Below are 14,992 nucleotides of genomic sequence, written 5' to 3' on the forward strand. Positions count from 1 at the left end.
GGGGGTCTGTGCCCAAGACTAGAGGCAGGACAGGCGCACGGGACGACTTCGTCGCGCCTGCCGCCGCCCGGTCGGCGGCCGGAACGAGCCCCGTCCTCCGCTTCTCGAAAGCAATATGACGCAACGTCAGAGATGGGGTGACACGTGCCCGTGCTGCGGGAACAGTGCGCGATGAGCAACAAGTGCAGAATGAAGCCACTTGCTCCGGCACAGAGGTCGGATGTGTTGAAGGTCACCTCCCCGGCCCACGATAGGGTCGCCGCATGACCGACTCCACCGCGGACCCCGAAAGCCGGACGTCGCGCAAGCGGCTCCAGTACGGCGAGGGCCGCGAGGCCCTGCTGAACGCCGCCGTACGCGTGGTGGCGCGGGGCGGACTGCGCAGGCTGACCTACCGGGCCGTCGCGCAGGAGGCCGGTGTCACCCACGGTCTCGTCGTCCACCACTTCGGCTCGCGCGACGCGCTGATCGAGGAGGCCCTGGCCCACACGATCCGCACCTCGCTGAGCACCAGTTCCCTGGAACCGGGCACCGGCAGGGTCGCGGACTTCTCGACCGGCCTGTCGGAGATGGTCGCGGCGGACCCGGACACCCAGGCGTTCCAGTACGAGCTGCTGCTGGAGTCGCGCCGCAGGCCGGAGCTGCTGCCCCCGCTGCGCGCCCTCTACGACCAGTACTTCGACGCCACCCAGCGCGAGCTGGGCCGGATGCTGCCGGCCGGCGCGGGCCGGGCGCTGACCCGGCTGGTCTTCGCCGCGCTCGACGGGCTCGTCCTGCACCAGCTGATCCTGGGGGAGCCCGAGGTCACGGACTCCGCCGTGGAGGAGCTGCGCTCCCTGCTGCGCTTGCTCGACGCGGACGGCGACACCGCCGACGACACCCACCCGTAACCCTCCGACCTGCGCTTCTGGCGGCCCCGGACGTCCGACGTCCGGGGCTTTCGCGCGTCTCGGGCCGGAAAAAACCCACCGCACCCCCTTGCCAAACGGATAGTTCCCGCCCACGATGAGGCAACTCGTTTGACCCAAAACGAACTCCCATCCCTCCCCGTCCCCGACAGGTGCATCCGAGTGGACAGTCAGACGGCGGTCGCCCCGCACTCCGCGCACGATTCCTCCACCGCAGGCAGGCTCAAGCCCGACTCGCTCGGCGTCCTGGGCATCCTGTTCTTCGTCCTCTCCGCCCAGGCACCGCTGACCGGCATCGCCGGCGCGGTCCCCATCGCCATCGCCATCGGCAACGGGGCCGGCGCCCCCGCGGCGTACCTCGCGGCCGGTGTCGTGGTCCTGCTCTTCTCCATCGGCTTCGTCGCCATGGGCCGCCACGTCGTGGACGCCGGCGCCTTCTACACCTACATCGGCAAGGGCCTCGGGCGCTCGACCGGCTCCGGCAGCGCCGGTGTGGCCCTCTTCGCCTACTGCGCCGTCCAGGCCGCGATGTACGGGCTCTACGGCGCCACGGTGAGCGCTCTGGTCGACCACTACGGCGGCGTCCACGTCGACTGGTGGGTGTGGACGCTGGTGACCATGGTGATCGTGCAGTTCCTCGGCGCCCGCGGCATCGAGATGGGCGCCAAGGTGCTCGCCGTGTTCGTCCTCGCCGAGTTCAGCATCCTGATCGCCTTCGCGCTGGTCACCCTGTTCCGGGGCGGCGGCCCCGAGGGACTCGGCATCGGCGACAGCTTCTCCGCGCACGCCGCGCTCCAGGGCGCCCCCGGCGTGGCGCTGATGTTCGCCGTGGCGTCGATGTTCGGTTTCGAGGCCACCGCCATCTACGGCGAGGAGGCGCGGGAGCCGAGGAGGACCGTCCCGCGCGCCACCTATCTCTCGGTCGCCGTCGTCACCGGTTTCTTCGCCTTCACCTCGTGGATGCTGGTCTCCGCGCACGGCGCCTCCCGGGTCACCGACGAGGCGGGCAAGGCGCTGGCCTCGGGTGACGCCACCTCCTTCGTCTTCGCCCCCATCACCGCGCTGTTCGGGTCCTGGGTCGGCGACGTGCTGCCCGTCCTGCTGGCGACCTCGCTGTTCGCGGGCATCCTCGCCTTCCACAACTCCGCCAACCGCTACCTGTTCTCGCTGGGCCGCGAAGGTCTGCTGCCGCACCGGCTGACCGCGCTCAACCGGCGCCACTCCCCCTGGGCGGCCGGCCTCGTCCAGACGGTGATCGCGGTGGCGCTGGTGATGCCGTTCGCGGTCCTCGGCAAGGATCCGGTGCTGACGCTCTTCTCCTGGTTCAGCGGGGTCGCCGTGCTGGCCGCGATGCTGCTGTACTTCCTGACCTCCGTCGCCGTGATCGTCTTCTTCCGCCGCTCGGGTGCCGACACCCGGCTCTGGAACACCGTGATCGCCCCCGTACTGGGCGCGCTCGGCATCGCCGGGACGATCTGGCTGATCGTCCAGAACTTCACCACGCTCATCGGCGGCGACTCGGCCACCGCCCTCTGGCTCCAGCTCACCGTCCCTGCCGTGCTCGCCCTGGGCGTGGTCGTGGCCCGGCTGACCCGCCGGCCGCCCGTCGCGCCGCCCGCACCTGCGACCCCACCCGCCACCGCACCCGCCACCGCGCCCGCGACCCCACCCGCACCCGCACCCGGTTCCGACGACCAGGAGGAGAACCGCTGATGCCGGCCCTCGCCCACGACGAGCTGCTGCGCCGCGCCAAGGACCTGAACCCGCCCACCCGGCACCACGTCGACGGGCGGGAGGAGCCGGGCGGCGGGTCCACGTTCACCGTCGTCTCGCCCCGCGACGGCCAGGTCCTGGCCGAGGTCGCGGACGCCCGGCAGGCCGAGGTGGACCTGGCCGTGGCCGCCGCCCGCCGCGCCTTCGACTCCGGCCCCTGGCCGCGCCTCGCGCCCGCCGACCGCGGCCGGATCCTGCTGCGCGTCGCCGACCTGCTCGAAGCGCACCGCACCGAGCTGGCGCTGACCGTCAGCCTGGAGATGGGCAAACCGATCAGCGACGCGTACGAAATCGAACTGCGCGCCGCGATCGGCACCTTCCGCTGGTACGGGCAGCTCGCCGACAAACTCACCGACGCGTCGCCGCACACCGCGCCGGACGCCCTGGCCCTCGTCACCCGGGAACCGGCCGGGGTCGTCGGAGCCGTGGTGCCGTGGAACTTCCCGCTGACCCTGGCGAGCTGGAAGGTCGCCCCGGCGCTGGCCGCGGGCTGCACCGTCGTGCTGAAGCCCTCCGAGAACGCACCGCTGTCGGCGCTGCTGCTCGGCCGGATCGCCACCGAGGCGGGACTGCCGCCGGGCGTGCTGAACGTGGTGACCGGTGACGGTCCGGTGGCCGGCCGGGCGCTCGGGCTGCACCCGGACGTGGACGTGCTGGCCTTCACCGGCTCCACCGCCGTCGGGCGGCACTTCCTGCGGTACGCCGCCGACTCCAATCTCAAGCGGGTCTGGCTGGAGCTGGGCGGCAAGTCGCCGAACATCGTCCTGCCCGACGCACCCGACCTGGAGAAGGCAGCCGCCACCGCCGCCTGGGGCATCTTCTTCAACCAGGGCGAGATGTGCACCGCCCCGTCCCGGCTCCTGGTGCACTCCTCCGTCGCCGAACGCGTCACCGAGGCGATCGTGACCCGGGCCCGGGAGCTGCGGGTCGGCGATCCGCTGGACCCGGCGACCGAGATGGGTGCCCTGGTCGGCGAGGCCCATCTGGAGCGGGTCCTCGGCCACATCGGCACCGGCCTCGACGAGGGCGCGCGGCTGCGCGTGGGCGGCGGGCGGACGCTGGGCGAAAGCGGCGGGAGCTTCCTGCGGCCCACCGTCTTCGACCGGGTCGACCCGGGGATGCGGCTGGCCCGGGAGGAGATCTTCGGGCCCGTCCTGTCGGTCCTCGCGTTCGACGACCTGGACGAGGCGGTCCGGCTGGCCAACGCCACCGAGTACGGTCTCGCCGCCGGCCTGTGGACCTCGGATCTGTCCACCGCCCACCGGGTCTCCCGCGCCCTGAGGGCCGGGACGGTCTGGGTCAACTGCTACGAGGAGGGCGATCTGACGGTCCCGTTCGGCGGCGTGAAGCAGTCGGGCAACGGCCGCGACAAGTCCGTCCACGCGATGGAGAAGTACACCGAACTGAAGACCACCTGGATCCAGCTGTGAGCCGTACGAGCAGCCCCGTACGACCGCTGGTCGCGATCCCCGCCCGCTTCAGCGCGACGACCTCCGCCCTGCGGTACGCCGCGGAGGTCAACGCCCGCGCCCTGATCGAGGCCGTCTGGCGGGCGGGCGGCGAACCGGTGAGCCTGCACCCCGCCCCAGGGGAGCTGCCCGGCCGCCTCGCCCGCTTCGACGGCGTACTCCTCCCCGGCGGCGGTGACCTCGCCCCGCACCGCTACGGCGCCACCGACGTCCACGCCGGTGTCTACGACGTCGACGCCGCCCAGGACGACTTCGACCTCGCGCTCGCCCGGCACGCCCTCGACCTGGGGCTGCCGCTGCTGGCGATCTGCCGTGGCCTCCAGGTCGTGAACGTCGCCCTCGGCGGCACCCTGGAGCAGGACATGGGCGGCCCCGGGCGTGAGCACCGGCACCGCGTGCACCCGGTGCCGGTCCGGCGCGGCACCCTCCTGGAACGGGCGCTCGGCGCGGAGAAGGCCGAGGTGTCCTGCTACCACCACCAGCGGGTGGACCGCACCGGTGCGGGACTCACGGTCACGGCGCGGGCCGCCGACGGCACCGTGGAGGGTCTCGAACTCCCGGACGCCCCGGGGTGGTTCACGGCCGTGCAGTGGCACCCCGAGGACACCGCCCACGCGGACCCGGCCCAACAGGGCCTCTTCGACGCGCTGGTACGGGCCTGCGCACCCTCGCGTTAGCGCCGGGCCGTGCAGGGTGCTCACTCGGTGCCGCTGCCGGCCGGGGGGAGGCCGAGTTCGGCCAGGATGGCGTCGGTGTGCTCGCCCGCGGCGGGGACCGCGTCCATCCGGGGGACCACCCCGGCCAGGTCCACGGGCGGGACGAGGGAGGGAATCCCGGCTCCGCCGGGGAGCGTCACCTGCCGCCAGCGGTCCCGTTCGGCGAGCACGGGGTGGGCGAGGAAGGCGTGGACGTCGTTGACGTCGGCGTTGGCGATGCCTGCCGCGTCCAGCAGGTCCCGCACCTCGTCGCTGTCCGACGCGGCGAACCGGGCGGCGACGATCGCGTTCAGTTCGTCGCGGTGGGCGACCCGGGCGGGACCGGTGGCGAAGCGCGGGTCGTCGGCGAGAGCGGGATCCCCGAGGAACCGCTCGCACAGGGCGGCCCATTCGCGTTCGTTCTGGACGGAGAACAGGACGTCCTTGCCGTCGGCGGCCGTGTAGGCGCCGTAGGGGGCGATGGTGGCGTGCTGGGTGCCGACGCGCGGGGGCTGGGTGCCGCCGAAGCGGGTGTAGAGGGCGGGCTGGCCCATCCACTCGGCCAGTGCCTCGAACAGCGAGACCTCGACGGCCCGGGCGACCCCCGTGGTGGCCCGGGTGAACAGGGCGGTGAGGATGCCCGAGTAGGCGTACATGCCGGCGGCGATGTCGGCGACGGAGATGCCCACCCGGGCGGGTTCCGCGGGGCCGCCGGTGAGCGAGACCAGACCGGTCTGGCACTGCACCAGCAGGTCGTACGCCTTGCGGTCGGCCCAGGGGCCGTCGGAGCCGTAGCCCGTGACGGCGCACGGGATCAGTGAGGGGAAGCGGGCACGCAGCTCCTGCGCCCCGAGGCCCATCCGGGCGGCCGCGCCGGGGGCCAGGTTCTGGACGAACACATCGGCCCGCGCCAGCAGTCGCTCCAGCACCTCCCGGCCGTCCTCGGTCTTCAGGTCGAGGGTCAGGGATTCCTTGGAGCGGTTGAGCCAGACGAAATAGCTGGACTCACCGTGCACGGTCGTGTCGTAGCGGCGGGCGAAGTCTCCGCCGCCGGGGCGCTCCACCTTGATCACCCGGGCACCGAGGTCGGCCAGCTGACGGGTGGCGTAGGGGGCGGCGACGGCCTGTTCGACACTGACGACGGTGATGCCGGCGAGCGGCAGTGGGGCTTCGGACGGCTCCGTCATGCGCTGACCTCCGGGCTTCTTCGATGCTTCCGACGGCATCCGACATCATGACCGGTCAGGGCGGGCGGTGACGGTTCCGGTGCTGCGGGCCGGGCCGCCGGACCCGTACGGGTGGGGTCCGGCGGCCCGGTCGCTCAGCCCTGGCGGGCCGGACGCGCCAGGCCCGTGAGGAACGGCGCGACGGTGCGGGTGAGGGTGTGGGGCGAGCGCGTGAGGCCGCGGCTCAAGCGGCGCAGCCGCCGACGCGCCGGGTGCCGACCGCCACGTCGTCCATGCGGAGGTCGTACGACGTGGGCGTGGGGTCGGCCTGGTAGAGCTGCCAGCCCAGCTTGAGCCGGTCGAAGGTGGGGAAGACGAAGTCGCCGGCCGTGCCGCCGTGCTCCTTGGTCGAGACGGTCAGCTCGGGCTTCTCCACGCCGTCCAGGTAGACGGTGACGCGGTTGTCGGTGGCGTCGAGGTGGAATTCCACGCAGCTCCACCGGCCGGCGGCGGCCGGGGCGGAGGTCTTCCAGGCGGTCCAGTCGCCGGTCGGTCCGAGGTCGGAGCCGACTCCCCAGAAGTTGGCCTTCTCATCGGGGAAGTACTGGCCGCCGAGGGGGCGTACGAGGGTGGGGGTGTCGGAGCCGGAGGCCTCCGCGAGGGTCCAGTGGGCCCAGGCGGGGGCGACGGGGAAGGCGTCCACGCGCAGCCGCAGTCTGGCCCAGAAGCTGTTGCCGGCGGGGGCGAGGTCGTCCAGGACGAGGAAGGCGCGGCCGTTGCCCTCGGTGTGCAGCCGCAGTTGGCGGCCGTGGCCGTCGGCACCGGGCTCGACGGTGAGCGAGCCGTGGGAGGTGTCGGAGGTCCAGCCGTGACCGGCGGTGACCGGGCCGAGCGGGAGGCGGTCGAAGGTCTCCCGGAAGAGGGGGCGGTGGGAGGCGGGGGTGGCCGAGGCGGTGGGGGGTGTCGCAAGCAGCATGGCCGTCGTGGCCAGCAACGCGGCTGCGAACTTCCTCATGCGTATCATGCGCTCAGTGTGCAGCACCCGTCACAGCGGTCACACAGCAGGGCCCCCTGCTGGTCACCCCGGCCGGTCGCCCAACACCAGTCCCCCGCAAGCGGGTTGGGGAAGAACCGGAGCGTCGGCGGCCGGTTTGCGGATGAGCAGCAGCGCCGCGTCGTCGTGCAGCTTGCCGCCCACGTGCGCGAGCAGTTCGTCCTGGAGGGCGTCGAGGGTGCGGGCGGGCTCGTCCGTGACATGGCGGCCCAGTCCGTCGACGAGCGGATAGAACTCCCGCCCGTGGTCGCGGGCCTCGGTCACCCCGTCGGTGTAGAGCAGCAGTTGGTCGCCGTCGTCGAAGGGGAGCACCTGGAGGGCGGGGCTCTCGCCGGCGAGGGCGCGCAGGCCCAGGGGCGGTGCGGGGTGCGTGGGCTCGACCGGGGTGACGGTCCCGGCGGCGCCGACCAGCAGCGGCGGGGCGTGTCCGCAGTTCACCACTTCCAGTTCGCCGTCGCGCGGGTGGCCGGCGACCACGGCGGTCACGAAGTCGTCGGGGCCGAGGTTGCGCGCGAGGCTGCGCTCGATCCGGTCGACGACGGCGAGGAGGTCGGGTTCGTCGTGGGCGGCCTCGCGGAAGACGCCGAGCACCAGCGCGGCCGTCCCGACGGCCGGCAGTCCCTTGCCGCGCACGTCGCCGACGAGCAGCCGGACCCCGTACGGCGTGGGCACCAGGGCGTAGAGGTCCCCGCCGATCCGGGCCTCGGCGGCGGCCGCGCTGTAGCGGACGGCCACCTGGAACGGACCGACGGTCTCCGGCACGGGCAGCAGCAGGGCGTGCTGGGCGGCCTCCGCGACCGAGCGGACGGCCGCGAGGACGCGCTCCCGGCGCCCGCGCAGGGCACTGGCCAGCCCGCTCGCCAGGGTGACGGCCGCGAGGGCGGACAGGACGGCGACGAGTTCCCGGGCCGGGACGGCGTTGCGGACGCCGAGCACCGCGCCGAGCACACCGGCGAGCAGACCGACGTACAGGACACCGCGCGGGCCGTTGGTGGTGGCGGCCAGCGCGGGGCCGACCGCGAGCAGGGGCAGCCAGGTCAGCCCGGCTCCGCCGGCGAGGTCGACCAGGATCACACCGAGAACGATCAGCACGGGCAGGACGGGTCCCGCCACGACGGGCCTGAACAGGTGCGTCGGCCCGTGGCCGGTGCCACGGTGTCGGGCCTGGTTCATGGGGGTCCGCAGTCCTCGTCTGTAGTCGGCGTCTGTAGTCGGCGTCGGCGGTCGGCGTCCGGGGCCGGCGGGTGGAATGTCCGTTTGATACAGGAAAACGGGTTCGGCTCCCGTGCCACAAGGTGCGGGATTTCAGATAGTGAGCGACAGGCCCCTGGTCACGCGGTTCGCCGTGGGGATCAGCCGGTCGCGGATCTCCCGGAGCCGCGGCTGCCGGTCGACCGGCAGGGACACGCCGAGCGAGCCGAGGACGTCCCCGCTGTAGACGGGGACGGCGACGCAGACCGTGCCGAGGGCGTACTCCTCCAGGTCCGTGACCGCCGGGGCCACGGGTGAGGCGTCGAGCTGCCGCAGCAGCTCCGGCGTGCTGGTGATCGTCCGTGGGGTGAGATCGGCGAGGTGGTGGCGGGAGAGGTAGTCGTTGCGGGCCTCCTCGTCCATCTCCCGCAGCACGGACTTGCCGAGCGCCGTCGCGTGTCCGGCGTCCTCGAACCCCACCCAGAGGTCGACGCGGGGGGTGCGGGGGCCGTCGACGATCTCGGCGACGCGGATCTCGCCCTCCTCGTAGAAGGTGAGGTAGGCGGCGGTCGCGAGCTCGTCCCGCAGCGCGGCGAGGGTGGGCCGGACCCGGCTGAGGAGGGCCTGGCCCCGGCCGGAGGTGTGCAGCGTGCGCAGCCGGTCGCCGAGGACGAAGCCGCCGTCCTCCAGTTTGCGCACGTAGCCGTCGTGGACCAGGGTGCGCAGCAGGTGGTAGGCGGTGGCCAGGGGCAGGCCCGTCTCCCGCGCCAGCTGTTTCGCCGGCGCGCCGTTCTCGTGGGCGCTCACCGCCTCCAGCAGCCGGAAGGCCCGCTGGACGGACGTGATGAGCGTGGGCCCGTCCTGCCCCGCCATAGGACCAGCGTGCGCCGGGGGCGGGCGCCAGGCAAGGGGTGCGCCCCGCGTCCTTACGGCACGACGGTGGGCCGTGCCGCGCGGGCCGCCTCCAGGTCGGCCGCCGCCCGGCGGGCGTCCGCGGCGAGATGGGGGGAGCGCCAGGCCTCGGCGGTACGGGCCGCGAGGGCGTAGTGTCCGGCGGCCGACCGGTCCTCACCGAGCAGCCGGTGGAGATCGCCGAGGGCGTGGGCGAGGGGGCGGCTCGCGTAGGCCGTGCCGGCCGCGCCCGCGAGCTGGCCCCGGATGGGCAGCATCCGTTCGATCAGCGCGGCCGCCGTGGCGTGGTCGGCCCGCAGGACGGCGAGCTGGGAGCGGAAGTCGAGCTCGATGCCGTAGAGCTGGTCGGCCACCGGTTCCGCGGGGAAGCGCGCCTCGGCCGCCTCGTCGGGTCTGCCGAGGCGGGTCAGGACCAAGGCGAGCAGCACCCCCACCGAGGGGCCCGCGAAGTCGTACACCGAGCGGATCATCCGTTCCACCTCGGTGAACCGGCCCTGAGCGCACCGGACGGTGATCAGGCCGAGGGTGCGCAGTCCCGTGGCGTGGTGCGCGCCGACCCGCTGGAGCAGACCGTCGGCCTCGGCGTACCCGGCCTCGGCGGCGTCGAAGCGCCCGGCGACGGTCGCCAGCATGGCCGAGGCCGCGGCGCCCAGGCCCTGCGCCCAGAGCATTCCGTAGCGGCGGGCCAGCGCCAGCCCGTCGGCGGTACGGCGGCGGAGCGTGTCGGGATCGTTGAGGGTGGCGGCGGTCATGCCGTCGAGGTGCTCGCAGATCCAGCGGTAGGCGGGCAGGTCGTGGGCGCGGGCCAGCTCGCGCAGCTCGGCGACGAGCGGACCGCGGGCGGTGCCCTGGAGCTCGTTCGGCAGCAGCCGCGCGGAGGTCATCAGCGCGGCGGCGAGGAGCCGGGGATCGTCTCCCTGGCGGGCGAGTCGGAGCTGGGTGCGGGCCGCGTCCAGGGCCCGGGGCGGGTCCTCGGCGGCCACCGCGTCGACCAGGACGTGCAGCACGCGGCCCCGGGTCGCGTCGTCCAGACCGGGATCGGCCGCGAGCCGCTCCAGCCGGGCCAGCGAGGTGCGGTCGTACGGGCCCTCCAGCCTGCTGCGCCAGCCGGAGGGCTCGGTCCAGGCGCCGTAGACCGCCGCGACCAGGTCGCCCCGGTCGGCCTGTTCGGCCAGCTCGACGGCGCGCTGCCGGGTGCGCCGGGCCGCCTCCGTGGAACCGGCCCGGATCTGCGCCCCGAGCAGCCGCACGAGCAGTCCGACGGTGCGTTCGAGCCGCCCGTGCGGCTCGTGCACGGCGGTGGTGTGCACGTCGATCGCCTGCTGGAGCAGGTCGACGGCGATGTCGTGGGCGTAGCGCCGCTCGGCGACCTCGGCGGCGCGCAGGGCGTAGTCGACGGCGAGGGGCGCGTCGGCGGGGCTGCCGGAGCGGGCGAAGTGGTGGGCGAGGGCGGCCAGGTCGTCGGGGCGGTGGCGGCGCAGGACGCGGGCGATGCGGCCGTGCAGCCGGGCGCGCCGGACCCCGGACAGGTCGGTGTAGACGGTGTCGCGGACCAGCGCGTGCACGAACCGCACCCGACCGGGTCCCGGCTCGGTGAGCAGGTCGGCGGCGAGGGCGGCGTCGAGCCCCTCCAGCACCGCGTCCTCGTCGGCGTCGGCCGCGTCGAGCAGCAGCGCCACCTCGGCCTCCAGGCCGACGGCCGCGGTGAGCCGTACGGCGGCGCGGGCGCCCTCGGGCAGCAGGGCCAGCCGTCGGCGCAGCACGTCCCGGACGCCCTGCGGCACCTCGGACACGGCGACCAGGGCGCCCTCGCCGGCGAGCAGCCGGGCGCTCTCCAGGACGTAGAAGGGGTTGCCGCCGGTGCGCTCGGCGAGGGCGGCCACGGTCCGCGCGTCGACGGGTTCGCCGCAGACGGCGTGGACCACGGTGGCGACGTCCGCCGGGGGCAGCCCGCGCAGCACGATCCGGTGCGGGGCTCCGGGGGCGAGCTGGGCGAGGGTCTTGACCAGGTGCTCGCGCACCTCGGCGGGGCGGTAGCTGGCGACGGTCAGCAGGGGCACGCCGGTGACGGCGGCCGCGGCCTCCAGCAGGGCGAGGGTCTCGCCGTCGGCGCGGTGCAGGTCCTCGAGGACGACGGCGAGCGGGGCGGCGCCGGCGGCCGCGCGCAGCCAGGCGGCGAACGCGCGGTGCATGCGGAAGCGTCCGGCGGTCGCCTCGTCGCGGGTCGCGGCGGCGGTGCGGGCCGGCTCGCGCAGCAGTACGTCGAGTTCGGCGGGCCGGGCCGGGGGCAGGTCCCGGGCCAGCGCGCCCAGCGCCTCCACCCAGGCCCAGGCGGGCGGCGCGCCCTCGTACTCGGGGCACCGCCCGACGACCACCGCCCACCCCTCGGCCCGCAGCCCGCCGACGAACCGCTCCAGCAACGCCGACTTCCCGGCCCCGGCCTCCCCGCTCACCAGCACCACCCCTCCCCCGTACCGGGCACTTCCCGCGGCGGCTTCCAGCGCGCCCAGCTCCTGGACCCGCCCGACGAAGGGGGCGCTTCCGGGACGGAGGGCCGGGGAGGCGGGCGAGGGGAGGGGGGTGGTGGGGGCGGGGAGGGCCGGGGCGGGAACGGGGGCGGCCGGTGGCCGTCGCACCGCCGGGGGGCCGGGCTGCGCCGCATCCGGCGCGGGCGGTGTCATCGGCGGTGGGACGGCCTCGTGGAGGAGGTCCAGTCGCCGGCCGAGGACGGCCCGTTCGAGTTCCGTGAGGGCCGGGCCCGGATCGCAGCCCAGTTCCTCGCGCAGGACGCGGGACGCGCGACGCAGGGTGGTGAGGGCGTCGGCCTGGCGGCCCAGGGCCCAGTGGGCGAGGGCGAGCAGCCGCCAGCCCTCCTCGCGCAACGGGTTCTCACGGACCAGGACTTCGGCCGCCGGAACCGTCTCCGGGGCCCGGCCGGTGCGCAGATCGGCCGCGGCGGCCAGTTCGCGGGCCTCGGTGCGCATCTCCGTCAATCGCGCGGCCTCCGGCGCGGCCCAGCTCTCGTCCGCGTGCTCGGCGTAGGCGGGGCCCTGCCACCAGCCGAGGGCCTCGGCGAGCAGGGCGCGCGCCTCCTCGGCCGGCGCCCGGCGGGCCCGGCCCACCTGAACCTCGAAGTGCCAGGCGTCCACGGCGTCCTGGGGCAGCCGCAGGGCGTAACCGGGCGGGGCGGTGACCAGGACGGTGGCCGGGGTGCGGGGCGGCCGTGCGGGCTCCAGGGCGCGCCGCAGGTGGGAGATGTAGGTGTGCAGGGACACGGTGGCCTTGGCGGGCGGTTCGCCGCGCCACAGGGCGTCGGTCAGGCGGTCCACCGGTACGACGCTGCCCCGGGCCGCGGTCAGCAGCGCCAGCACGGCCCGTTGCCGGGGCGCGCCCAACCCGGCCGGTGCGCCTCCGACTTCGGCACCCAGCGAACCCAGGACTCGAATACGCAGCACGCCGCGGGAATCTACCCCAGCCGTGGCTCGGTCCCGTCAACAGACGATAAACGCGCCGAGCGGACGCCAAGCGGGGGCCAAGCGGATGCCAAGCGGCGGCGGGAGCCTGGGAAGCCGTTGCCGGTACCCGAGCGTTGGAGCCCCGAGCGTGTCCCCCAGCAGTACGACTGACGAACTTCCCCGGGCCGAGCGGCCGTACACCCACGAGATGGTCGTGGTCCACCGTGTCTTCCGCCGTGAGTCGGCGCTGCTGCCCCGGCTGGTGCGCGCGGTGCCGGACGGCGGCACGGTCCGCGCGGCGCGGGTCGCCGGGCATCTGCGCGAGTACGTGGACGGCCTGCACCACCATCACGCGCTGGAGGACGAGTTGGTCTGGCCCTTGCTGCACGCCCGGGCCGCCCGGGACGGCGCGCTCGTCGACCGGATGGAGGAGCAGCACCGGCGCATCGACGCCACCCTGGGGGCGGTCGCCGAGTGGGCGCCGGTCTGGGAGCGGGCGGCCGACCGCATCGCGGGCGAGGAACTGGCCCTGGCGCTGGACGCGCACCGGATCGTGCTGCTGGAGCACCTCGACGACGAGGAGAGGTCGGTGCTCCCGCTGGTCGCGGAGCATCTGTCGGTCGCCGAGTGGGATCTGGTCGGCACGCGGGGTCTGGAGCGGATACCGAGGAACAAGCTGTTCATCGCCCTCGGCGCGCTGCTGGAGGAGGCGACGCCGCAGGAGCGGCGCTTCTTCCTCGGCAAGGCCCCGCTGCTCGGCCGGCTGCTGTGGGCGGCGGTCGGCAGGCGCCAGTACGCCGCCGCCGTCCGCACGCTGCGCGGTCCGCTGGAAGGGCGGTAGGGACATGGCCGTACTCGACTCCGCCCCGCTCGACGTCCTGGACGCCTACCGCACCTGCGAGTTCGTCACGCTCGCCAAGGACGGCACACCGCTGGTCTGGCCGACGGCGGTCCGCCGGCGCCCGGACGGGACGCTGCTGCTGTCCACGTCCCTGGCGTTCGCGCAGAAGGCGCTGAACATCCGCCGTGACGGGCGGGTGGCGCTGTTGTTCTCCGATCCGACCGGCAGCGGTCTCGACGCCCCTGTGGAGCTGTTCGTCGGGGGCCGGGCCGAGTGCCCGGACGAGATCAGGACGGGGCCGCAGGGCGCCGAGGACTACTGGCGGATGCTCTTCGAGCGGCAGCCGCACAGCCGCGCGTACCTGTCGGTGCCGTTGCGCCGGACGATGGCCTGGTACTACCTGCGGCTGCTGATCACGGTGACGCCGCACCAGGTGGTCGTACGGGAGCCGTTCGTGCCGCCGCCGGTGGGCTCGCCGGTGCCCGGCGGTCTGCCGGGGGCCGACCGGCTCGCCCGGTACGCGAGCACGGTGCTGGCCGCGCGGGACGCCTCGGGGGCGCCGGTGCTGGCGCGGACCCGGCCGGTTCCGGCGGACGGCGGTTTCGCCGTGGCGGTGCCCGCGGACTGCGCCGCCGCCCCCGGTCCGGCCTCGCTGCTGGTGCACCGGCACGACGAGAAGATCAACCATATGCAGAACGCCCTGGTGCGGGGCGAGTTGAGGAGATCGGGAGGGTCCTGGCTGCTGGTGCCGGAGCGGGTGGTGGAGCCGATGGGGTCGGGGCGGCCCACCGACGCGTTCAAGGTGCTGGGCCACACGCGGCGGGCCACGGCCCGCTACCTTCAGCGGCGCGGACTGGCGCAACCGCCCGTCCAGTGGGCGGCGTTCAAGGCACTGGTGGCGCAGGTCAAGGGCCGCTGACCCGCACCAGCCCGGCGACATGGGCGGTGACCATGTCGAGGACGTCCGTCCCGGCGGCCGCCTCGCCGAGGACCAGGTAGTTGAGGGTCAGCCCGTCGGTCATCGCGGCCAGGTAGCGGGCCAGGACCGGTACGGGGACGCCGAGTTCGAGGTCCATGCCCCGGCACAGCTCCCCGATGAGCTCGGCGTAGGCCTCCTCGTAGAGCTCGTACTGCCGGCGGGCCAGGTGGGCGAAGCCGGGCTCGCGCAGGGCGTACTGGGTGAGTTCGTAGGTCAGCATGTGCTCGTCGGGGTGGGCGCGGACGTGGTCCCAGTACGCCTGGAACCCGGCCCGGACCGTCTCCCCGAGGGTGGCCCTGGGCGAGAGCGCCTCCTTCACGACGCTCACCGAGTGGGCGGTGAGCGTCGTGATGACCGACTCGACGAGGGCCTGCTTGGAGTCGAAGCAGTAGTGGAAGACGCTGAGCGACACCCCGGCCTCGGCGGCGATGGACCGGGTGGTCGTCCTGGGGACGCCGTCCCGGGCCATCGCCCTGATCGCCGCTTCCGTCAGCTGTCTGCGCCGCTGCGCCGACGGCATCCGTGCCATGCCGGTCCCCCGTTGTCGTC

The 14,992-nt window shown here is 74.4% G+C and carries 12 protein-coding genes; 6 read left to right on the forward strand and 6 right to left on the reverse strand.

From position 1 onward, the window contains the following. The first annotated feature begins 263 nt into the window (after nucleotides 1-263). The 4 genes from AQJ58_RS30105 to AQJ58_RS30120 all read left to right on the forward strand — a co-directional run bounded on the left by AQJ58_RS30105 (nucleotide 264) and on the right by AQJ58_RS30120 (nucleotide 4,827). Nucleotides 264-890 carry a TetR/AcrR family transcriptional regulator gene (locus tag AQJ58_RS30105; RefSeq protein WP_067255855.1) on the forward strand — a complete coding sequence of 209 codons (627 nt, stop codon included), beginning with the start codon at nucleotides 264-266 and terminating at the stop codon, nucleotides 888-890. 180 nt (nucleotides 891-1,070) lie between these two features. Further along, the gene (locus tag AQJ58_RS30110; protein ID WP_079079330.1) at nucleotides 1,071-2,621 is read left to right on the forward strand and encodes an APC family permease; all 1,551 of its coding nucleotides are present in this window, start codon (nucleotides 1,071-1,073) and stop codon (nucleotides 2,619-2,621) included. Beyond that, nucleotides 2,621-4,111 carry an aldehyde dehydrogenase gene (locus tag AQJ58_RS30115; protein WP_067255857.1) on the forward strand — a complete coding sequence of 497 codons (1,491 nt, stop codon included), beginning with the start codon at nucleotides 2,621-2,623 and terminating at the stop codon, nucleotides 4,109-4,111. Before AQJ58_RS30110 ends, AQJ58_RS30115 begins: the two co-directional genes overlap by 1 nt. Beyond that, nucleotides 4,108-4,827 (forward strand): gamma-glutamyl-gamma-aminobutyrate hydrolase family protein, encoded by a 720-nt coding sequence (locus AQJ58_RS30120; protein WP_067255858.1) that lies wholly within the window; start codon nucleotides 4,108-4,110, stop codon nucleotides 4,825-4,827. Before AQJ58_RS30115 ends, AQJ58_RS30120 begins: the two co-directional genes overlap by 4 nt. Nucleotides 4,828-4,847: 20 nt before the next feature. Here the strand turns inward: AQJ58_RS30120 and AQJ58_RS30125 are convergent, their stop codons facing one another. From AQJ58_RS30125 to AQJ58_RS30145, 5 genes are all read right to left on the reverse strand, one after another. Beyond that, a complete protein-coding gene (locus AQJ58_RS30125; protein WP_067255860.1) occupies nucleotides 4,848-6,032 on the reverse strand; it encodes a CaiB/BaiF CoA transferase family protein in 1,185 nt (394 codons plus the stop codon). 223 nt (nucleotides 6,033-6,255) lie between these two features. Beyond that, entirely contained in the window at nucleotides 6,256-7,035 is a 780-nt protein-coding gene (locus tag AQJ58_RS30130; RefSeq protein ID WP_067255862.1) for a hypothetical protein, read from the reverse strand. A gap of 54 nt (nucleotides 7,036-7,089) precedes the next feature. Further along, the gene (locus AQJ58_RS30135; RefSeq protein ID WP_199844725.1) at nucleotides 7,090-8,238 is read right to left on the reverse strand and encodes a PP2C family protein-serine/threonine phosphatase; all 1,149 of its coding nucleotides are present in this window, start codon (nucleotides 8,236-8,238) and stop codon (nucleotides 7,090-7,092) included. Between the two features lie 132 nt (nucleotides 8,239-8,370). After that, entirely contained in the window at nucleotides 8,371-9,129 is a 759-nt protein-coding gene (locus AQJ58_RS30140) for an IclR family transcriptional regulator (RefSeq protein ID WP_067255864.1), read from the reverse strand. 53 nt (nucleotides 9,130-9,182) lie between these two features. After that, nucleotides 9,183-12,623: an ATP-binding protein gene (locus AQJ58_RS30145; RefSeq protein WP_067255866.1), complete on the reverse strand. Its 3,441-nt coding sequence runs from the start codon at nucleotides 12,621-12,623 to the stop codon at nucleotides 9,183-9,185. Between the two features lie 148 nt (nucleotides 12,624-12,771). Here AQJ58_RS30145 and AQJ58_RS30150 point away from each other — a divergent pair, with 148 nt between their 5' ends. Continuing rightward, nucleotides 12,772-13,464: a hemerythrin domain-containing protein gene (locus AQJ58_RS30150; protein ID WP_234360344.1), complete on the forward strand. Its 693-nt coding sequence runs from the start codon at nucleotides 12,772-12,774 to the stop codon at nucleotides 13,462-13,464. Between the two features lie 4 nt (nucleotides 13,465-13,468). Then, nucleotides 13,469-14,383: a pyridoxamine 5'-phosphate oxidase family protein gene (locus AQJ58_RS30155; RefSeq protein WP_067255869.1), complete on the forward strand. Its 915-nt coding sequence runs from the start codon at nucleotides 13,469-13,471 to the stop codon at nucleotides 14,381-14,383. Here AQJ58_RS30155 and AQJ58_RS30160 read toward each other — a convergent pair. Then, the gene (locus AQJ58_RS30160; RefSeq protein ID WP_067255871.1) at nucleotides 14,370-14,972 is read right to left on the reverse strand and encodes a TetR/AcrR family transcriptional regulator; all 603 of its coding nucleotides are present in this window, start codon (nucleotides 14,970-14,972) and stop codon (nucleotides 14,370-14,372) included. The two genes, AQJ58_RS30155 and AQJ58_RS30160, sit on opposite strands and share 14 nt — an antisense overlap. Nucleotides 14,973-14,992: the final 20 nt, after the last annotated feature.

The organism is Streptomyces sp. DSM 15324 (assembly GCF_001514285.1).
In the GTDB taxonomy this organism is placed as follows: Bacteria; Actinomycetota; Actinomycetes; order Streptomycetales; family Streptomycetaceae; genus Streptomyces.

Excerpts from the sequence above, each read along its gene's own strand:
- AQJ58_RS30130 (WP_067255862.1), bottom strand. The coding sequence starts at position 7,035 with ATGATACGCATGAGGAAGTTCGCAGCCGCGTTGCTGGCCACGACGGCC.
- AQJ58_RS30125 (WP_067255860.1), bottom strand. The coding sequence starts at position 6,032 with ATGACGGAGCCGTCCGAAGCCCCACTGCCGCTCGCCGGCATCACCGTC.
- AQJ58_RS30115 (WP_067255857.1), top strand. The coding sequence starts at position 2,621 with ATGCCGGCCCTCGCCCACGACGAGCTGCTGCGCCGCGCCAAGGACCTG.
- AQJ58_RS30160 (WP_067255871.1), bottom strand. The coding sequence starts at position 14,972 with ATGGCACGGATGCCGTCGGCGCAGCGGCGCAGACAGCTGACGGAAGCG.
- AQJ58_RS30135 (WP_199844725.1), bottom strand. The coding sequence starts at position 8,238 with ATGAACCAGGCCCGACACCGTGGCACCGGCCACGGGCCGACGCACCTG.
- AQJ58_RS30105 (WP_067255855.1), top strand. The coding sequence starts at position 264 with ATGACCGACTCCACCGCGGACCCCGAAAGCCGGACGTCGCGCAAGCGG.
- AQJ58_RS30140 (WP_067255864.1), bottom strand. The coding sequence starts at position 9,129 with ATGGCGGGGCAGGACGGGCCCACGCTCATCACGTCCGTCCAGCGGGCC.
- AQJ58_RS30155 (WP_067255869.1), top strand. The coding sequence starts at position 13,469 with ATGGCCGTACTCGACTCCGCCCCGCTCGACGTCCTGGACGCCTACCGC.